This is a genomic window from Devosia sp. LjRoot3 (assembly GCF_964252865.1).
Classification (GTDB): domain Bacteria; phylum Pseudomonadota; class Alphaproteobacteria; order Rhizobiales; family Devosiaceae; genus Devosia.
The window spans coordinates 685,606-705,913 of record NZ_CAXUPK020000003.1 but is presented as its reverse complement, the minus strand read 5'-3'; the positions used below and the strand labels follow the sequence as shown (position 1 = coordinate 705,913).

At 61.9% G+C, this 20,308-nt stretch carries 14 protein-coding genes, 1 pseudogene and 1 riboswitch; of the genes and pseudogenes, 7 read left to right on the top strand and 8 right to left on the bottom strand.

The window, feature by feature from the left end:
- The first annotated feature begins 59 nt into the window (after positions 1–59).
- Positions 60–252, top strand: a riboswitch (cobalamin riboswitch).
- A 201-nt stretch (positions 253–453) separates the two neighbouring features.
- Positions 454–2,325, top strand: a complete 1,872-nt coding sequence (locus ACSQ2A_RS14360) for a TonB-dependent receptor plug domain-containing protein (RefSeq protein ID WP_436072782.1) — start codon at positions 454–456, stop codon at positions 2,323–2,325.
- Between the two features lie 174 nt (positions 2,326–2,499).
- A pseudogene (gene metH, locus ACSQ2A_RS14355) lies at positions 2,500–6,230 on the top strand (methionine synthase).
- 7 nt (positions 6,231–6,237) lie between these two features.
- Here metH and ACSQ2A_RS14350 read toward each other — a convergent pair.
- From ACSQ2A_RS14350 to ACSQ2A_RS14330, 5 genes are all read right to left on the bottom strand, one after another.
- The gene (locus tag ACSQ2A_RS14350) at positions 6,238–6,774 is read right to left on the bottom strand and encodes a cob(I)yrinic acid a,c-diamide adenosyltransferase (protein ID WP_436072781.1); all 537 of its coding nucleotides are present in this window, start codon (positions 6,772–6,774) and stop codon (positions 6,238–6,240) included.
- Between the two features lie 108 nt (positions 6,775–6,882).
- Positions 6,883–7,254: a DUF1127 domain-containing protein gene (locus ACSQ2A_RS14345; RefSeq protein WP_436072780.1), complete on the bottom strand. Its 372-nt coding sequence runs from the start codon at positions 7,252–7,254 to the stop codon at positions 6,883–6,885.
- A 199-nt stretch (positions 7,255–7,453) separates the two neighbouring features.
- Entirely contained in the window at positions 7,454–8,572 is a 1,119-nt protein-coding gene (locus ACSQ2A_RS14340; protein ID WP_295415031.1) for a helix-turn-helix transcriptional regulator, read from the bottom strand.
- 232 nt (positions 8,573–8,804) lie between these two features.
- On the bottom strand, positions 8,805–9,722 hold the full coding sequence (locus ACSQ2A_RS14335; RefSeq protein ID WP_436072779.1) for an ABC transporter substrate-binding protein: 918 nt from the start codon (positions 9,720–9,722) through the stop codon (positions 8,805–8,807).
- A 77-nt stretch (positions 9,723–9,799) separates the two neighbouring features.
- On the bottom strand, positions 9,800–10,693 hold the full coding sequence (locus ACSQ2A_RS14330; RefSeq protein ID WP_436072778.1) for a LysR family transcriptional regulator: 894 nt from the start codon (positions 10,691–10,693) through the stop codon (positions 9,800–9,802).
- A gap of 110 nt (positions 10,694–10,803) precedes the next feature.
- Here ACSQ2A_RS14330 and ACSQ2A_RS14325 point away from each other — a divergent pair, with 110 nt between their 5' ends.
- Positions 10,804–11,820: a zinc-dependent alcohol dehydrogenase family protein gene (locus tag ACSQ2A_RS14325; protein WP_436072777.1), complete on the top strand. Its 1,017-nt coding sequence runs from the start codon at positions 10,804–10,806 to the stop codon at positions 11,818–11,820.
- A gap of 145 nt (positions 11,821–11,965) precedes the next feature.
- Here the strand turns inward: ACSQ2A_RS14325 and ACSQ2A_RS14320 are convergent, their stop codons facing one another.
- Together ACSQ2A_RS14320 and ACSQ2A_RS14315 are read right to left on the bottom strand one after the other, a co-directional pair.
- A complete protein-coding gene (locus ACSQ2A_RS14320; protein ID WP_436072776.1) occupies positions 11,966–12,823 on the bottom strand; it encodes an SMP-30/gluconolactonase/LRE family protein in 858 nt (285 codons plus the stop codon).
- 8 nt (positions 12,824–12,831) lie between these two features.
- Positions 12,832–13,554, bottom strand: a complete 723-nt coding sequence (locus tag ACSQ2A_RS14315) for a FadR/GntR family transcriptional regulator (protein WP_295415026.1) — start codon at positions 13,552–13,554, stop codon at positions 12,832–12,834.
- Positions 13,555–13,775: 221 nt separating this feature from the next.
- On the opposite strand from ACSQ2A_RS14315, the gene ACSQ2A_RS14310 reads away from it, so the two are divergent.
- Entirely contained in the window at positions 13,776–14,783 is a 1,008-nt protein-coding gene (locus ACSQ2A_RS14310) for a mannonate dehydratase (protein WP_436072775.1), read from the top strand.
- Positions 14,784–15,092: 309 nt separating this feature from the next.
- On the opposite strand, the gene kdgD is transcribed toward ACSQ2A_RS14310, so the two are convergent.
- The gene (gene kdgD, locus ACSQ2A_RS14305) at positions 15,093–16,001 is read right to left on the bottom strand and encodes a 5-dehydro-4-deoxyglucarate dehydratase (RefSeq protein WP_436072774.1); all 909 of its coding nucleotides are present in this window, start codon (positions 15,999–16,001) and stop codon (positions 15,093–15,095) included.
- 206 nt (positions 16,002–16,207) lie between these two features.
- On the opposite strand from kdgD, the gene ACSQ2A_RS14300 reads away from it, so the two are divergent.
- The 3 genes from ACSQ2A_RS14300 to ACSQ2A_RS14290 are packed head-to-tail and all read left to right on the top strand — an operon-like array spanning position 16,208 to position 20,301.
- On the top strand, positions 16,208–18,109 hold the full coding sequence (locus tag ACSQ2A_RS14300; RefSeq protein WP_436072773.1) for an ABC transporter substrate-binding protein: 1,902 nt from the start codon (positions 16,208–16,210) through the stop codon (positions 18,107–18,109).
- Between the two features lie 60 nt (positions 18,110–18,169).
- A complete protein-coding gene (locus ACSQ2A_RS14295) occupies positions 18,170–19,153 on the top strand; it encodes an ABC transporter permease (protein WP_436072772.1) in 984 nt (327 codons plus the stop codon).
- Positions 19,150–20,301, top strand: a complete 1,152-nt coding sequence (locus tag ACSQ2A_RS14290) for an ABC transporter permease (protein ID WP_436072771.1) — start codon at positions 19,150–19,152, stop codon at positions 20,299–20,301. Before ACSQ2A_RS14295 ends, ACSQ2A_RS14290 begins: the two co-directional genes overlap by 4 nt.
- Positions 20,302–20,308 lie beyond the last annotated feature (7 nt).

The following is a 20,308-nucleotide window of genomic DNA, read 5'->3' as shown; positions in this document are numbered from 1 at the left end:
GTTGTTGAAAGAGATATAAGGAAATCCTTATGTCGTTGACTCTTAATGGTGTCTTCACCATTCTTGGTCGCGTCCATGGTCCCCGCGAGGGGATAATAGGGAAGCCGGTGGGGGAGTGATCCCCAGTCCGACGCTGCCCCCGCAACTGTAAGCGGAGACGAAGTTTCTTGGTCCACTGGCCTATCCGGCTGGGAAGGCGAGACTTCGGCCTGATCCGCGAGCCAGGAGACCTGCCATGGAAACGGAATCCATATCAGGCTGATCGGGCGGATCGGCGAGAGGACCAGATCGATGACGACAAATCGCATCCGCTTTCTTTCGGGCCGCTAACCGCGGCGCCTACGATCTACTGTTTCCAATTTCTTGCTCAGCCCGCGTGTCCCGCCAGCCGCCAGTGCAGCATTGCACTTGCTGGAGCCCGCTGAGCGGCCCTGCCGAAGAAAGCCTCTACCCATGCGCTTCAAGCCCCACGTTTCGTCCCTCGCCCTTCTCACCGCCATGCTCGCCACGGCCCTGCCGACCGCCGCGCAGCAAACAACGCTGGATGTCCTCCGCATTACAGCTGCTGGCCTGACGCCGTTTGAGGAGAAGGAAATTGGTCGGTCCTACACTGTGATCGATGGCGACCAGATCCAGTTGTCGGGCACGCCCTATGTGGCTGATGTCCTGCGTCAGGTGCCGGGCTTTGCGGTGTCGCGCACGGGCTCGCCTGGCGGCCTAACCCAGGTTCGCGTCCGCGGCGCGGAAGGCAATCACGTCCTTGTCCTGATCGATGGCGTCCCCGCTGGCGATACATCGAATGGCGAGTTCGACTTCGCCCGACTGCAAGTCGCAAACATCGAGAGAATAGAAATCCTGCGCGGGCCACAGAGCGCGTTCTGGGGCTCGAACGCTTCAGGCGGCGTCGTCAATATCGTTACCAAGTCAGCAGACGAGCCGGGACTGCACGGCAGCCTTGCTGGTGAGCTCGGCACTGACGGGACGAAAATGACCAGCGGTTCTCTGGCTTATGATCAGGATAATTTCGCAGCGTCGGGTTCGCTCACTCTCCGTCACACGGACGGGTTCAATGAGGCGCTTGCGGGCAATGAACTGGATGGCGCCAGCCATATCGACGCAAATGCCAGGTTCAAGGCCGAATTGACGCCAAGCCTGACGTTGGATGGAACAATCCGATATGCCAAGCTCGACGGAAAAACCGACAGTCAGACCTGGCCTTCTGGTGTTGTTCTCGATTCAGACGATAAGACAACGTTCGATGAACTGTTTGGATCGCTTGGCCTTGGGTGGGTTAGCGAGGACGGCATCTGGTTCCAAAATGCTCGCGTCAGCGCGGGAACGGTAGAGCGCCAGTTCATCAGCCCGGGTTCAGTCTTTGCCAACACTGGAGATCGGCAGAAAGTGAGCTATCAAGTGGGCCGGCACTTTGCCACACCGGGCTTCCTTGATAGCACCCATACGCTCACCCTGGGATATGACCTAGTGCGCGAAACATTTCAGCAACTCGGTTCACCGACAATTCAAGAGCGCACGGCAAACTCTTTCATTGGCGAATACCGAGGCACATATCTTGATCAGGTTTACCTGACTGCTGCCTTGCGCCACGATTTCAACGACCGCTTTGCCGACCACACCACTTACAGCGTAAGCGGCGCTTGGCAGATTCCCGATACGGGCACCCGCATCCACGCATCGGCGGGCACCGGCTCGACCAATCCGACTTTCTTCGAACTTTACGGGTTCAGCCCAACTTTCGTACCGAACCCCAACCTGCAGCCGGAAACTGGCTTTGGCTGGGACATAGGCGTGGAGCAGAGCGTCCTGGACGGCCTCGTTGTTCTAGATGCGACCTACTTCAACCAGACGCGTGAAAACCTGATCGCAACCGCCGGCAGCTCGGTGGTCAACGTTGCCGGAACCAGCACTCGTCAGGGCGTGGAACTGAGTGCAACGGCAAATTTCTTCAATGGCTTCACGGCCGGGGTGACCTATACCTATCTCGACGCCTTCAAGGCTGATGGCACGCGGGAAATCCGTCGCCCCCAGCATTCCGGTGCCATTAACCTCGCCTACAAGCTCGAAGAAATCCCGCTCACCGTCCATGCTGACGTGGTTCTGACCGGTGAGAACCTCGACGCCTACGCGGGCACTAAGCACACCCTCCCGGCCTACGCCGTCGTCAATGGCGGCCTGAACTACCAGGTCAGCGAGCAGGTGGAGGTCTATGGCCGCGTCCATAACCTCTTCGATACCAAGTACCAGGAAGTCTACGGCTACAATACGCAGGGCCGCACCTTCTACGCCGGCGCCCGCGCCAAGTTCTGACGTCGGGGCGGGGGGCTCTCGCCCCCATTGCCTTTCCACCCTCGATTGTCACCCCGGCCCAACGCCGGGATGACAGCAGGTGGTGGCAAGGCGCACCTTGCCGCACCATATCTCGCTCGGCTTTCTTTTCGGGACAGCACTCGATAAAAGGCCCTCAACACTTGCGAGGTAGTCATGTCGGCAGTTGCTTCCCCCAGCCGCAAAACCCTGGAGCGCCTGGCGCGCGAGCGCATCCTTATTCTGGATGGCGCCATGGGTACGCAGATTCAGGGACTTGGCCTGTCGGAAGATGACTTCATCGGCCATGGCTCCGGCCACGCCTGCCGGCACCATTCCCACCATCCGCAGAAGGGCAATAACGACCTTCTGATTCTGACCCAGCCCGAGGCGATTGAAGAGATTCACTTCAAATACGCCATGGCCGGCGCCGATATCGTCGAGACCAATACCTTTTCGGCCACGACCATCGCCCAGGCCGATTACGGCATGGAATCGGCCGTGCACGACCTCAATGTCGAAGGCGCACGCGTCGTGCGCCGGGCGCTCGATCGCGCCACGGCCATCGATGGCAAGCCGCGCTTTGTTGCCGGCGCCGTTGGCCCGACCAACCGCACGGCCTCGATCAGCCCCGATGTGAACAATCCGGGCTTTCGCGCCGTCAGCTTCGAAGACCTCAGGAAAGCCTATTCGCAGCAGGTAAATGGCCTCATCGAAGGCGGTGCCGATGTGATCCTCATCGAAACCATTTTCGATACGCTCAATGCCAAGGCGGCGATCTTTGCCTGCATGGAAGCCTTTGAGGCGACGGGCGTTGCCCTGCCGATGATGATCTCAGGCACGATCACCGACGCTTCCGGCCGCACCCTGACCGGCCAGACCCCGACCGCCTTCTGGCATTCGGTGCGCCATTCGCGGCCCTTCACCATCGGTCTCAACTGCGCGCTCGGCGCCGAGGCCATGCGCCCGCACATGGCCGAAATCTCGGCTGTGGCCGATACGTTCACCTGCGCCTATCCCAATGCGGGCCTGCCCAATGCCTTTGGTGGCTATGACGAAGGTCCGGAAGACACCGCTCGCCAGGTCGGCGAATTCGCGCGCGAGGGGATCGTCAATGTGGTCGGCGGCTGCTGCGGCACGACGCCCGATCATATCCGCGCTATTGCCGATGCCGTGGCCGGCGTCGCTCCGAGGGAAGTGAATTGAACCGTTATCTGCGCCTTTCCGGTCTCGAGCCCTTCGTCCTCACGCCCGATATCGTCTTCGTCAATATCGGCGAACGCACCAATGTCACCGGCAGCGCCCGCTTCCGCAAACTGATCACGGCGCGCGACTATACCGCCGCGCTCGCGGTGGCGCGTGATCAGGTGGAGAATGGCGCGCAGGTCATCGACATCAACATGGATGAGGGCCTGATCGACTCCAAGGCCGCGATGGTTGAGTTCCTCAACCTCATCGCCTCGGAACCGGAAATCGCCCGTGTCCCGGTGATGATCGACTCTTCCAAGTGGGAAGTCATCGAAGCCGGCCTGAAATGCGTCCAGGGCAAGCCGATCGTCAATTCGATCAGCCTCAAGGAAGGCGAAGAGCAGTTCCGCCACTATGCAGGGCTCTGCATGGCCTATGGCGCTGCGGTCGTCGTTATGGCTTTTGACGAGCAGGGCCAGGCCGACACCTATCAGCGCAAGACCGAGATCTGCGCGCGTGCCTACAAGATCCTCGTCGAAGAAATGGGCTTTCCGCCCGAAGACATCATCTTCGATCCCAACGTGTTCGCGGTCGCCACCGGCATCGAAGAGCACGACAATTACGGCGTCGACTTCATCGAGGCGACGGCCTGGATTCGCCAGAACCTGCCCTATGCCCATATTTCGGGCGGCGTTTCCAACCTCTCCTTCAGCTTCCGCGGCAATGAACCGGTGCGCGAGGCCATGCATGCCGTGTTCCTCTACCACGCCATCAAGGCGGGCATGGATATGGGCATCGTCAATGCCGGCCAGCTGGCCGTCTATGACCAGATCGATCCTGAGCTGCGCGAGGCCTGCGAAGACGTGGTCCTCAACCGCAAGCCCAAGGCCGGCGGCACCGCGACAGAGCGCATGCTGGAGATCGCCGAGCGCTTCAAGGGTGGTCCGCGTGAAGAAAAGGTCCGCGACCTCGCCTGGCGCGAATGGACCGTCGAAAAGCGCATCGAGCACGCGCTGGTCAACGGCATCACCGAGTTCATCGAGGCTGATACCGAAGAGGCGCGCCTCTCTGCCGAGCGCCCGCTGCACGTGATCGAAGGCCCGCTCATGGCGGGCATGAATGTCGTCGGCGACCTCTTTGGCGCGGGCAAGATGTTCCTGCCGCAGGTGGTGAAATCGGCCCGCGTGATGAAGCAGGCCGTGGCCGTTCTCCTCCCCTATATGGAAGCAGAAAAGGCCGCGGGCGGCGATACCGGCCGCCAGTCTGCCGGCAAAATTCTGATGGCGACGGTCAAGGGCGACGTGCACGATATCGGCAAGAACATCGTCGGCGTCGTGCTCGCCTGCAACAATTACGAGATCGTCGATCTCGGTGTCATGGTGCCGCCGCAGAAGATTCTGGAAGTTGCGCGCGCCGAGAATGTCGACGTCATCGGCCTCTCCGGACTGATCACACCTTCGCTCGACGAAATGGTGCATCTTGCCGCCGAAATGGAGCGTGAGGGCTTTGACCTGCCGCTGCTCATCGGCGGGGCAACCACGTCGCGCGTGCATACGGCGGTGAAAATCGCGCCGCGCTACACCAAGGGGCAGGCGATCTATGTCACCGACGCCAGCCGTGCCGTCGGTGTTGTCGGCCAGCTGCTGTCGCCGGAAATGAAGCCCGACTATGTCGCCGGTATCCGCGCCGAATATGTCGAGGTCGCCGAAAAACACGAGCGCGCCGAACTCGCCAAGCAGCGCCTGCCGCTTGCCGCGGCACGCGAGAATGCCTTCAAGGTCGATTGGTCCGACTACAAGGTGGACGCCCCGCAATTCCTCGGCACGCGCGTGATCGAGGATTGGGATCTTGCCGAAATCGCGCGCTATATCGACTGGACGCCGTTCTTCCAGACCTGGGAATTGAAGGGCGTTTATCCGCGCATTCTTGAGGATGAAAAGCAGGGCGAAGTGGCCCGCCAGCTTTTTGCCGATGCGCAGGACATGCTCAGGAAGGTCATCGCCGAAAAGTGGTTCAAGCCGCGTGCCGTCGTCGGCTTCTGGCCGGCCAATGCGGTGGGCGACGACATCAAGCTTTTCACTGCCGAAGACCGTCGGGACGAACTGGCAACGCTTTACACGCTGCGCCAGCAGACCTCCAAGCGCGAGAACCGTCCCAATGTCGCTCTGGCCGATTTCGTGGCCCCGGCCGGCACACCAGACTATGTCGGCGGCTTCGTCGTCACGGCTGGCCCGGAAGAAAACGAGATCGCCGAACGCTTCAAGCGCGCCAATGACGACTTTGGTTCGATCATGGTCAAGGCGCTGGCCGACCGCTATGCCGAAGCCATGGCCGAAATGCTGCACCAGCGGGTGCGCAAGGACCTCTGGGGCTATGCGGCTGATGAGACGTTTGCGCCCAACGAACTGATCGGCGAACCCTATCGCGGCATCCGCCCGGCGCCGGGCTATCCCGCCCAGCCCGACCATACCGAGAAGATTACCCTGTTCCGTCTTCTCGATGCAGAAGCTGCGGCCGGCGTACAGTTGACCGAAAGCATGGCCATGTGGCCGGGTTCATCGGTCTCCGGCATCTATATCGGCCATCCCGACGCCTATTATTTCGGCGTCGCCAAGGTCGAGCGCGACCAGGCGATCGACTATGCCCAGCGCAAGGGCATGGATCTGACCGAGGTCGAGCGCTGGCTTGCCCCGATCCTCAACTATACGCCCGCCGGTTAAAGCGTTTTCAAGAAAATCGCCGGGGCTTCCAGCTGCGTTCCTGGCCTTCGGCCGCGAGCCGCGCACCGACAAACAACAGGTCCGACAGGCGGTTCAGATAGACCCGCCCGTTGGCCGTGCGCTCATCATCGAGCGAGAGCAGGCGGCGCTCGGCGCGGCGGCAAACCGTGCGGGCCATGTGCATCGCCGCAACAGCCGGTGAACCGCCGGGCAGGATGAATTCCTTGAGCGGGGGCAGGTCGGCATTCCAGGCGCTGACCGTTCGCTCCAGCGCCTCGATATGCACCTCAGTTAGAAGGGCATGGCCGGGCAGGGAAAGGGCGCCCCCGAGATCGAAGAGATCGTGCTGGATCAGCACCATGGCCTCGCGCAGATGCGGGAGGGATTGCTGGCTCTCGGCAAAGCCGATGACGCTATTGAGCTCGTCCACCGTGCCGATGGCTTCAATGAGCGCATCGTCTTTCCGCAGCCGCGATCCGTCCGAAAGTCCGGTCGTGCCATCATCGCCGGTGCGGGTAACGATCTTCGAAAGCCGGTGTCCCATTGAGTTCCCCGTGTGGCGATCCTGTTCGCCACTGGTCGTGGCCTTCCGGGGCAAAAGTGTCAATCGGCCGCGTCCGTCATTGTGCCGGGCGCGGCCATCTTGAACGCCTCATTGGGGATGCGGGCCGGCCAAGTCTTCGCCTATGCTGAACCTGCGGCCAGCCAGCGCCGCAGACACGCCTTTGGCTATATTTGGCTGATAGCGCGGGGGCGTCTTTCTTGCCGCGACGGGGCGCGGCTCGACCGCCGGCGGTGCCGGATCCTGGTGGAAGTCCGGGGCGCCCAAATCCATCGGACGCGTGATTGCGTCGCCTGGTTCAGGAACAATCCGAACCAGCGGTTCAAGGCCCGCGAGCAGCAATGGGCGGCGCCGGTTCAGGCCGATATCAGCCAGTATGCGGTCGTCGAGATCGCGGAGGGCGGATTCCGTTTCAATGTGTCTCGCCCAATCAGTCAGCAGCGTGATGAGTCGTTTGAACATCTCTGTCTCCTGTCCAATGTTTGCGCGGACGACAGCAGACGCCGCCACATCGAGATGAGGTGCGAGGTTCTGCCTTTGGGGTTGGCGAAGCGTCTGCACGAAGTTCGGGCCGTTGGCGGGCCGATTTCGCGGTCGTCCGTGACGGGGTGGAAGCTATCCCGGTCGGCGATGCCATTGCTTCCACCGTTTGGTGGAGCCGCTACGCGATCGGCAACGAGAAGGAGGCGATGAGGCCGACAAGGTCGGCCTGGCGATGCGTCCGTGTCTTTTCGAACACCCGCAGCAGATGCGTGCGCACCGTCGAAACCGCAACATTGAGGGTGGTGGCGATCTCGGCATTGGTTCGGCCGGAGCCGACGAGTTCGAGCACGCGCGCTTCGGTTGGGGTGAGATCGAAGAGCGAGGCGATGGCAGCAAGCGGGGCAGGGGGCGGGGATGTGGAGGGCGCCACGAAGATGGCCGCTGCGGCGCCCTGCAGCGGATTGGCTGCGGCGAGCGGCAGCACATGGAGCACCAGTTCTTCGCCGCCATTGCCATAGGCAGGAATGCCAAGCCCCCGCCGGCCGAGATCATCGAGCGAGGAGGCAAGCGCAACCAGAAGGGCAGCGTCGAGATTGGGCGGTCCAGAAATCCGCCCCGCGCGCAGACCAAAGGGTCTTGCCGCGCGCAGCATCGCCTCGCCCGCCTGATTGGCGTGGATGAGCCGGAGATCGGACGCCACCAGCAGCACTGCGACGCTGAGGCGATCGAGCACTGCCACATAGGTGGCGCTTTCGACCGCGCGCGCTTCCAGCAACCGGCTGATGGTCACCGCACGCTTGAGATGCGGGATGAAGAGGTTGGCCAGTTCCATTTCGGTCTGGCCGACAAGTCCGGCCGATTCATGCCGGGTGAACGTGATCGCGCCAAAGGCCGTCTGGTCGCGCAGCAGGCCAACCGAGAGCGAGTCGACCACGCCGCGCGGCAAGCCGACCTCGCGATGATAGCGATTGGCCGGCGTCAGGGCTTCGGGGTTCACCTCGGAGAGCACCATCGGCACGTCCAGGGGATAGTTGCGCACCCGGTCGGCGCCGCCCCATTGATCCATGATCTCGCGGCCATAGTCGCGCATGGCGATGAGCCAGATATCGTCCACCCCGCTTGCCGCATTGATCAGCGTATTGCCATTGGGCATTTCGACGACGGCCAGCGTGGCGCTGAGAAAGGCCATGCGCCCGCGCAGGGCGTCCAGCGTTGCAGGCCAGAGGGAGGGCGTTAGGGCGCAGTCATAGATCGATCCGATGAGATCGGACAGTTCCCCGGCAGGAATGGGCCTCATCACGGCACCCAATGAAAATTGCGCTGACTAAGGTAGGCAGGAATTTTTCTAGAATGGTGGTGGTTCGGTTGGCAGATGGCCGCGCTGAACGGCGGCAACACGCTCGGACTAACTATTCACGCTGTCCTGATCTTGTGCGGGCGGAGCAAACCAAGCATTCCCGCCTTTTCTGAGGCGATAATCCAACAAAAAGGCCGGCACATTGCTGCGCCGGCCGCATTTTTCGTCTGCCCTATCGGGTCGAAGGAATCTCGTAGATCTTCTCGATGTCGTCGAGTGCGAGGTGCGCCGCCATCACGCCGCCGGCGGTAGCCCAGACGGTGTCCGACACAGCATAGACATGCCCGGCCTTGACCGCTTCGAGGTTCTGCCAGAGCGGGGAGGCCATCCAGGCTTCGGCTTCCTTGGTCGCCCCGCCATCGCCGGTTTCGTAGCTGAAGTGCAGCAGGCGGTCGCCGTCGAGATCAGGAATGCGTTCGAGGGTGATCGGCTCGGCAAGGCCTGCCTTGTCCTGCGCCGCGGGGCGGCCGAAGCCGATATCGCGCAGGATGGAGCCCGAAAAGCTGTCATTGTTGTAGGCGTAGTTCTGGCCGGAAATGAAGCGCACGAGCCCGACCTTTTCGGCAACGCGATCGCCCAGCGCCGTCTTGATCGCCGCCACGCGGTCCTCATAGCCCTTGAGAACAGCTTCGCCCTCGGCCACCTTGCCCACGGCCTCGGCATAGAAGGCGAGATTGTTGCGCCATTGGCCGGTGATGTTCTCGACAAAAACCGTCGGTGCGATGGCCGAGAGCTGCTCATAAATCTGCTCGTGGCGCTTCTTGTTGCCCAGGATCAGGTCGGGCTCGAGCGAAAGAATGACTTCCAGATTGGGCGCCAGTTCCTCGCCCACGAGGGTCGTATCCTTGAGCGCGTCGGCGACGTGGTCGAACCAGGGATCGGCATTGGCCGAGCGGACCGCGCCAACCGGCACGAGGCCCAGCGCGAGGAGATCCTCGGTCGCCTCATTGGTCAGGGCAACGATGCGCAGCGGCTGATCCGGCACCGCAGTGACGCCCATGATGTGGGTGATGTCGCGGGCAAAACCGGGTGTCGCAAGGGCAAGCAGAAGTGGCACGCCAAGGAGCGTGAGAAGGCGGCGAGAAATCATGACCGATCCATTTGATGACCAAAATAGTCATATTTCATCAATCGCAGTCGCCGGGCGGAGTCAAGCCATCGATCTGGCTAGACGCGATATCGCAGCGCCTCGACAAAGGCCGTAAAGGCCGGGGAGGGCTGGCGGCGGTTGGGATAGTAGAGGTGAAACCCCTGCCAGGTGGGCGACCAGTCGGCCAGCACCTCGACCAGTTCGCCGCGCTCGATATAGGGCCGGCTCATAAATTCGGGCACGTTGGCAAGGCCATGCCCGTCGAGCGCTGCATCGAGCACCGGCAGGATGCTGTTGAAAATCAACTGCCCCTCCACCCGCACATTGAGCTCGCGCCTATCCTTCTTGAATTCCCAGGCATAAAGCGCGCCGGCCGTGCTCAGCCGCAGGTTGACGCATTGGTGATTGGTCAGGTCCTGCGGGCTTTGCGGCGGCGGCCTCCGGGCAAAATAGTCCGGCGTTGCCACCACCGAAAAGCGCCAGTCCGGCCCGATCCGCACCGCGATCATATCGCGCGATAGCGCCTCGCCCAGACGCACCCCGGCATCCATCCGTTGTTCGACGATGTCGACAAAGCCATTGTTGATCGCCAGCTCGACGGTGATGTCGGGATATTGCGCGAGGAAGCCGCGTAGCATCGGCCGGAAGACCGAGGCGACCACCGAATCCCCACAGGACACGCGAATCGTCCCCGCCGGCCGATCGCGAAAATCGCTCAGCGCCGCGATCTCGGCCTCGATCTCGTCGAAATGCGGCGCGACGGCGCGAAGCAGCCGCTCTCCGGCTTCGGTTGGGGAAACGCTGCGCGTCGTGCGCGACAGGAGGCGCACGCCCAGCCGCGCCTCCAGCCCCTTCATCGTGTGGCTGAGCGCCGAGGGGGTTACGCCGAGTTTCGCTGCGGCGCGGGTAAAGCTGCGCTCGCGGGCCACGGCCAGAAAGGCCTGGAGATCGTCGATCGGGCTACGCGCCATTCCTGAATCCCGCTCAACACTGCATCAAGATTACTCAAGATAATCCGATGATCCCAGCTTGGCTACACTGGGGGCGAACCACTGGCGATCCCTCGCCAAGGAGACCCTTCTTGCTTGCCACCATGCTCTATGCCCCCGGCGATGTGCGCGTCGAAGAACGCGACGAACCGGTGATCCAAAAGCCGACCGACGCCATCATCCGCCTGACGGCTACCTGCATTTGCGGGTCCGACCTCTGGCCGTTCCGTGGCCTCAACGATGTTTCGAGCCCCATGGCCATGGGCCACGAATATTGCGGCGTGGTCGTTGCCGTCGGCAGCGAAGTGAAGACGGTGAAGCCGGGCCAGTTCGTCGTCGGCTCCTTCGTTCTTTCCGACAATACCTGCCCCCATTGCCGCCACGGTTTTCAGTCGTCCTGCGAGCAACGCGAGTTCATGACCGGCGGGCAGGCGGAATATGCCCGCGTGCCGCTCGCCGATGGCACGCTGATCGCCACCGACACCATGCCGGACGACGATCTGATCCCGAGCCTCCTCGCTGCCTCCGACGTGCTCGGCACCGGCTGGTATGCAGCCGACGCCGCCCGCGTGCAGTCCGGCTCGACCGTCGTGGTCGTTGGCGATGGTGCCGTTGGGCTCATGGGCGTCCTCGCCGCGAAGCAATTGGGCGCCCACCGGATCATCGCCATGAGCCGCCACAAGAGCCGGCAGGATCTGGCGCTCGACTATGGCGCCACCGACATCATTGCCGAACGTGGCGATGCGGGCGTGGCACGGGTCAAGGAATTGACCCAGCGCATCGGCGCCGATGCCGTGCTCGAATGCGTCGGCACGCAGGAATCCATGCAGACGGCGATCAATTGCGCCCGCCCCGGCTCGATGATCGGCTATGTCGGCGTGCCGCACGGCGTGCAGTTCGATGGCCAATCACTGTTCTTCTCGCAGACCGGGATGATCGGCGGCCCCGCGCCCGTGCGTCGCTTCCTGCCACATCTGCTGGATCTGATCCTCACGCGCCAGATCAATCCGGGTCGAGTGTTTGATCTGGAACTCCCGCTCGCCGAAGCCGCGGAAGGCTACCGCGCCATGGACGAGCGCCGCGCCATCAAGACACTACTGCGGCCGTAAGCCCTCTCCAGGCTCGGGCAACCGCCAATCGTCACCCTCGGGCTTGACCCGAGGGCTCTATCCTTGCAGCGCCATCGCCAAGTGAAATGCCCTCGGGTCAAGCCCGAGGATGATGGGCGGGGTAGCGCCGGCGAGTCGTGCGCGGTTACCCAAACATTCCAATGGGCACCCCCGGTATATCCGCCCGGAACTGCACAATCCCATCGCGCCCGTCTTCGCCCGAACCAAGGCTGGTGACAAACACGGTCTTCATATCCGCCCCGCCAAAGCAAGGCATGGTCGGCAGCTTCAGCGGCACATCCACCCAGCCTAGCAATTCTCCCGTTGCCGAGAACCGATTGATCCGGCTGGCCGAAGGCCCTGCCGACCAATAGGTCCCCGCCAGATCGCAGGCGCCGCCATCGGGCCTGCCATTAGCCTCGTCATTGTCCCTAAGACGGCGGCGATTGCTGACCGCCCCTGTTGCGCGGTCAAAATCCCAGCAGTCGAGCCACATGCTGCCGCGCGAGTCCGAATGGTAGAGCAGGGTAGCGTCAGCATTCCAGGCGAGGCCGTTGGAAATGGCAATCCCATCGGCAATCACCCGCACGTCGCCATCCGGCGCGACGCGATAGAGTTTTGCCGAAGGCGCATCGCCGGGTGCAGCATCCATGCTGCCGACCCAGAAGGCGCCATCCGGCCCCACCTTGCCGTCGTTGAGCCGCATATCGGGCTTGGCATGCTCTATGCTCGCCACGGTTTCCCGCGTTCCGTTGCTCGGGTCGAACAGGATGACATCATTGCGCAGGGCCACCACCAGCTTGCCGTTCCTGGCCAGCCCCAGGCTTGGCACCGGCTCGCCGAACTCCCAAAAGTCCCGCTCCCCGGTGGCGATATCGAGCGCATGAATGGCGCCCGCCGGAATATCGCACCACAGCAGGCGCCCGTTCGCGTCGTCCCACACGGGGCTCTCGCCCACGCCAAAACGCTCGCGGATCACCCAGTTCACATCAGGCTGCGTCATCCCGTGCTTCATTGGCCCAGATCGTGGGCCAGGCTCCATTCGCGATAGCGGCGGCGGCCGCCTTCGAGATGCTGGCGCATGGCAAGACGCGCCGCGTCAGGCTGGCGATTGGTAATGGCGTCAAAAATGCGCCGATGCTCGGTCTGGATATTTTCCAGAAACTCCGCCTTGTCCTTCTCGTCGCTGAAACTGGCGCCCAGCGCCCGGCGCGGGATCAGGCGCTCGCCCATTTCGTCGACGAAAAGACGGAAGCGCGAATTGTTGGTGGCATCGGCAATGGCGCGGTGAAAAGCGCGGTCGGCGTCGGTCGCCAGCGAATTGTCGGCCAGGTGCCGGGCAAACTGGGTCAGCGCCTGTTCCATGCGCAGAAGGTTGGTCTCCGTCCGGCGCTCTGCCGCCAGCCCCGCGGCCTCGATCTCGACGCTGATGCGAAATTCGATGAAGTCGAGCACTTCGGCAATGTCCTGCGGCGCTTCCATGAACATGGAGCCACCAACAACCTTGGGCGGTTCGCTGACATAGACACCGCTGCCGCGCAGCGAGCGCAGCCGGCCTTCGGCTTTGAGGCTGGCAATGGCTTCGCGCACCACAGTGCGGCTCACATCGAAGGTTTCGCAGAGCCTGTCGGCCGGCGGCAGTTTGTCGCCCGGCTTGAGGCCGCTATCGGCGATCAGCCGGACCAGCCCGTCTTTCACGCGGTCGGTCAGTCGCAGCGCTTCGATTTCAGCCATTTTCCGGTTTTCGCATTCTCGATGGTAACAGTCTGCTAACGCATTGCGGCAGAGTGGGGACGCTTATCGCATGCCATGCGGCGCCGGATTTGTCATCCTTCTCGTGCCGTGAACCTGTAGGGGGCGCCAAAATCTGTCCCCCCGGGCTCATGTTCAGCTTGTAGCATGTGCAGATATTTCATACAACTTTGTAGAAGTCATAACACTTGAGGGATTTTTGCATGTATGTGGGCACCCAGCTGAGCGGGGAGAAGTTCAACGAGGTGGGGGATGCCCACTTGCGCCAGCTAGCACAGCTTGGCCTGCGCCATGTCTGCGTCGATCCGGTCGGCAATCCGCATGATTGGACGCGCGAGGTGCTGGAGCGCCATATCGAGCGCATCGAGGCAGCGGGCCTGGTGCTCGACATGGTGCAATTGCCCATGTCGTCGGCCGGTGTCGACAAGGTAAAATCGCCTTCCATCGTTCTTGGTCAGGATCCGGAAAGGGAGCGCGAGGTCGACAGCATTTGTCGGTTGATCGAGACGCTGGGCGCGCTTGGCATCAAGGCGGCAAAGTACAATTTCAACATTCTGGGCATTCCGCGCACCCCGTCCGAGCGCGGTCGCGGCGGCGCCATCATGTCCACCTTCCGGCACGACCGGACGACGGACGACGCTGTTCCCAGCAGCGCCGGCAATGTCAGTGCCGACGAGATGTGGGAACGCATCACCTGGTTCCTCGAGCGCGTCGTGCCCGTGGCGGAAGCGAGCAAGGTGCGCCTTGCTTGTCACCCGCACGATCCGCTGACACGCCCCGGCTATCGCGGCATGGAAGAGCGCGTCCTGGGGTCGGCTGAAGGGCTCAAGAAGTTCGTCTCCATTGCGGAAAGCCCCTATCACGGGCTCAACTTCTGCCAGGGAACGGTGGCAGAAAGCCTTGAAAATCCGCGCGAGGAAATCGGCGACATCATCCGCTGGTTCGGTGAGCGGAAGAAGATCTTCAACGTCCACTTCCGCAATATCAAGGGCGGTCGCTACTCGTTTACCGAGGAGTTTCCCGATGCCGGCGACATGGACATGGCGGCGAGCCTGAAGATCTACAAGGAAGTCGGCGTCGACTGCATGATCATGCCCGACCATGTGCCGCATATCGATGGCGAAGCGCCATTCGAGACCGCCTTTGCCTTCTGCTATGGCTATATCATCGGCCTCTTCCAGGCCAATGGCTGGGACCCCTACGGGGCCTGACACTTTTCTCCCGACGTCCCACACCCACGGTGTCATTCCCGCGAAAGCGGGAATCTCTGTTTTTGACCCAGGTGTTTGATCCCAGCCGCGCATTTCTTCGATCGTCATTGCCCGGCTTGTCCGGGCAATCCATCTTGTCGCGGTATGGACCGCCCGGACAAGCCGGGCGGTGACGACGGAGTTTTGTGAGCAGGCGCTACTTCAATGAGATTCCCGCTTTCGCGGGAATGGCATCGAGCGCAGCGGCGTAAAAACAAAGGCCCGGATCTTGCGATCCGGGCCTTTTTGCGCAGGGAGGGCGCTTTGGTGTCAACGATTGGCGGCAATGAGCTGTGAGAGTTCTTCACGCTCTTCGCCCGTCAGTTCCGTCAGTGGGCTGCGCACCTTGCCGGCCCCGCGGCCAACCAGATCGGCGCCGGCCTTGACCATGGAAACGGCATAGCCGCGCTTGCGGTCGCGCAGTTCGATCAGGGGCAGGTAGAAATTCCTCAGCAGTGTTTCGATCGTTGCTGCCTCGCGAGCGCGCACAGCCTTGTAAAAACGCAAAGCCAGTTCCGGCACGAAGTTGAACACCGCCGAGGAATAGGTGGTTACGCCCATTTCGAGATAGGGCTGGGCAAAGACTTCGGCGGTTGGCAGGCCGCCGATATGCACCATGCGGTCGCCGATCAGGGTCGAGATTTTCACCATCAGCTGCAGGTCGCCAATGCCGTCCTTGTAGCCGATCAGGTTCGGGCACATCTCGGCCAGTTTTGCGAGGGATTGCGGCGTCAGGCGAGTGTTGTCGCGGGCGTAGTAGATGACGCCGATACTAACCGCGTCGCAGATGGCCTTCATGTGGGCGATGATGCCTTCCTGTTCGGCAAACATCAGATAGTGCGGCAGGACCAGGATGCCGGCGGCGCCAGCCTTTTCAGCGCGCTTTGCCAGCTCGACCGCCATGCGCGTGCCATAGCCGACGCCGGCCAGCACGGGCACGCCGGGCGCGGCATTGCTCACCGCCGTGCTGATGATGTCGTCATATTCCCCGTCATAGCCGATCGAGAAGAACTCGCCCGTACCGCCCGCTGCGAAGAGGCCCGCCGAGTCATAGGAGGACAGCCACTGCAGCCGCTTGGCGTAGGATTTGCGATCGAACTCGCCTGCGGCATCGAAGTCGGTCACCGGAAATGACAAGAGGCCCGAGCCGATCTTGGTCTTGAGTTCGTCGAAGTTCACGTCCGGTCTCCTGCGGCGGCGATTAGTAATACTTCTTTCTGTATGCATGGCCTGAATGGGTCTGTCAACGGCATGTGAAACGCCGTATTTCAAAAGAAGTATGATTGCATGTTGACATTGCAATTGCAGTCATACAAGAGTGCGGGCCTCAGCAATCGCCTGGAACGGCACATCCGCCGGCGAAATCAGTCTGATGGGAGGGAAAATTGAAACATTTGAGGGTAGCCGCCCTGGCGGGAATCTCGCTTGTGACGCTGGGGAGCGTCGCGGCATTTGCGCAGCAATATCAACAGTCTCCGGCGCTCGATGGGCTGGATCTGCCACCCGTGGCCGAGCGCGTCGGCAGTGATCCGCGCGTCGTCACGCCCGTCGGTGAAGTCGGCAAATATGGCGGCACGTTCCGCGGCGGCATGGTGGGCGGCAATGACCGCAACATGCTCTTCACCTATTTCGGCTACGAGCCGCTGCTCACCTGGGATGCCGACTGGTCCGGCGACGTTTACCCAAATATTGCAAGCGCTTACACGGCGAGCGAAGACAGCAAGTCGTTCACCTTTACCCTCCGCGAGGGGATGAAATGGTCCGATGGCAGCGCTTTTACGGCCGATGACATCGCCTTCTTCATCGAAGACGTTCTACCCGACGAAAAGCTCTTCCCGACCAAGCCCGGTTGGCTGACGGTCGAAGGCGAATTACCAACGATCTCGGTAACGTCGCCGACCGAATTCACCATCTCCTGGACCAAGCCCAACGGCCTTTTCATCATTAATGCCGCCAGCGTCTATGGCGTGCAGCTGGCACTGCTGAACAAGGCCTATTGCAGCCAGTTCATGCCCAAATACAACCCGGATGCGGACGCCAATGCCAAGGCCGCCGGCGTTGCCGACTGGGCCGAGCACATGACCAATATGTGCGGCGTTGGGATCGAGAACATCCAGCGCTGGCGCAATCCCGAACGCCCGACGCTCGAGGCCTGGCACATCACCGAGCCTTATGTGGCCGGCGCGACGCGCGTCTCGTTCGAGCGCAATCCCTATTACTGGAAGGTCGACACCGCCGGAAACCAGTTGCCCTATATCGATGGGCTCAGCGTTTCGGTGAATGCCGAAGCGCAAACGCTGCTGCTCAGCGTTCTGGCCGGCGAAATCGACTATGAAGTGCGCCACACGGCCAATGCTTCGAACCTGCCGGTGCTGGTCGAAGGTGCGGAAGCGGGCAATTTCAATATTTCGCCGCGTGAGTCTCGGGTCGGCAATTCGCTGGCCATCTCGGTCAATCTGAACTCGCATGACCCGGTAAAGGCCGAAGTTTTCGATAACAAGGACTTCCGTATTGCCCTGTCGCATGCGCTAGACCGCGTTGCGATCATCGATACGCTCTACTTGGGCCAGGGTACCCCTCAGCAGGTTACACCGCGCGAGGGCACGCCGTTCTACAATGAGCGGCTCGCCACTCAATATCTCGAATACAATGTCGATGAGGCCAATCGCCTGCTCGACTCCATCGGTCTCGACAAGCGCGGCGGCAATGGCTTCCGTTTGGCGCCCGATGGCAGTCCGCTGGTGGTCAATGTTGCGGCTGTGACAGCGCTGGGCGCCCATGCCGATGCTGCCGAACTTCTTACTCAATATTGGCAGGCCGTGGGTATCGATGCGCGCTTCTCGGCGCAGGATCGCACCCGCTTCTATGAGGAAAAGACCGCGAGCCAGCACGACATCGTCGTCTGGGGCGCTACGTCCGGCGGCATCGACGTCTTCATCGATCCGCGCGACTATTTTCCGTTCTCGACCGAGTCCAACTTCGCCGTCGATTGGGCAAAGTATTACATCGGCGATGGTGGCACCGAGCCGCCCGAATACGTCAAGGAGCAGTGGGCGCTCTACGACCAGATCAAGGGCACATCGAACTCGGAAGAGCAGGCTGCGCTGTTCCAGCAATTGCTCGAAATCACGGCCGACCAGTTCTACCAGATCGGCATCAGCACGGCCATTCCGGGCTTGGCGGTAGTGTCCAACAATCTCGGCAATGTGCCGGCGGATACACCGACGGGCTGGATCCACCCCGATCCGGGCACGCTCAATACCGAGCAGTTCTACTTCAAGAACTAACCCTGTCCTCTTGCCCGGCCGGTTCTCCGGCCGGGTTCCTCGACCAAGGGATCGCTGTCCATGCTGATCTTCATTCTCAAACGGATAGCCGGAATGATCCCGGCCATGTTTGCGATCTCGCTACTCGCCTTCACCGTCATCCAATTGCCGCCGGGCGATTATGTCTCGACCTATGCGGCCCAGATCGCTCAGACCGGCGAAGCCGTCGACAGCGCCGTGCTGGCCAATCTGCGCGAGCGCTATGGGCTGGGTGAAAACATCGCCGTGCAATATTTCAAATGGATCGGCGGTATCGTCCGCGGCGATTTCGGCCAGAGCTTTGAGTGGAACCAGCCGGTGACCGAGCTGGTCTGGGGCCGCATGGGGATGACGGCGCTGATCTCGTTCCTGACGCTGATAACCATGTGGGCCGTGTCCCTGCCCATCGGCATCATCTCGGCGGTGCGGCAATATTCGGTCATTGATTATCTGACGACGACTTTTGCCTTTCTCGCCACGGCCGTACCGGAATTCCTGGTCGCCATCGTGCTTCTCTACATCTCGACGATGTGGTTTGGCGTTTCGGTGGGTGGGCTCTTCTCGCCGGCCTTCGAGAATGCGCCATTCTCCCTTGCGAAAGTGTGGGACTTCTTCCAGCACGCCTGGATCCCGATCCTCGTCATCGGTCTCGGCAGCACGGCGGCGCTGACCCGCATCATGCGCGCCAATCTCCTCGATGAGCTGCACAAGCCCTATGTCGAGGCCGCCCGCGCCAAGGGCCTGCCCGAAGGCCGGCTCATTCTGACCTATCCGGTGCGCGTGGCGCTCAATCCCTTCATCTCCACCATTGGCTGGGTGCTTCCGGCCCTCATTTCCGGCGAACTCATCGTGTCCACCGTTCTTAACCTGCCCACGGCCGGGCCCCTGCTTTTGCAGGCGCTCAAGAGCCAGGACATGTACCTGGCCGGCGCCTTCATCCTGCTCACCGGCGGGCTGGTGCTCATCGGCACACTGATCTCCGACATTCTCCTCGCCATTTCCGACCCGCGGATTCGTCTCTCATGAGTGCGCCCTTCGATACTGCCAAGGACGCCGAATTGCTCGACCAGCAGGTGCATGCCGGCAGCCTCGTTGCCGCCAGCCAGTGGACGCTGATCTGGCACAAGTTCAGCCGGCATCGCCTCGCCATGGTCGCCCTCGTCGTCGTGGTGCTGATCTATCTCGTGGCCGCCTTTGCCGAGTTTCTCGCGCCTTACGATCCCGGCAAATTCGACCCGCGCTATACCTTTGCGCCGCCACAGCAGATCCATCTCTTCCTGACGGACGAGGAGGGGACGCGCTTTGCCCCGCATGTCCTGGGCTTCAAAAGCCAGGTTGATCCGAAAAGTTTCCGGCGCCTGTTCCAGCCCGATCCGGAAAAGGTCATTCCCATCGGCTTTTTCGTCGAGGGACAGCCTTACAAGTTCTGGGGCCTCTGGGACGCCAATCGGCACTTCCTCGGGCCCGTGGACAAGGCTGATCCTTTCTTCCTGATCGGTGGCGATCGGCTTGGACGCGATCTCCTCAGCCGCACCATTCACGGCACGCGCATTTCCATGTCGATCGGCCTTGTGGGCGTGACACTGTCGCTGATCATCGGGCTGATCCTGGGCGGCATTTCAGGCTATCGCGGGGGGCTGATCGACCGGGTCATCCAGCGCGTCATCGAATTCATCCGGTCGGTGCCCACCATTCCGCTCTGGCTCGGTCTCGCCGCCGCCATGCCCAAGGATTGGCCGCCGCTACAAATCTACTTTGCCATCCTGATCATCCTCTCGCTGATCGGCTGGACTGAAATTGCCCGCGTCGTGCGCGGTCGCTACCTTAGTCTGCGTCGCGAGGATTTCGTCATCGCTGCACGGCTCGATGGGGTTAGCGAATTCCGCCTCATCATGCGCCACATGATGCCCTCGCTCTATTCGCACATTATCGCCGCCATCACGCTCGCCATTCCCAACATGATCCTCGCGGAAACGGCGCTGAGTTTCCTCGGCTTGGGGCTGCAACCGCCCATCGTCAGCTGGGGCGTGCTGCTGCAGGACGCGCAGAACCTGCGCGCCATTACGCAAGCCCCCTGGCTCTTCGTGCCCGGCATCTGCGTCGTCGTGGCGGTGCTGGCCCTCAATTTCCTCGGCGATGGCGTCCGCGACGCTGCCGACCCCTATGCCAAGTGAGCCGGTC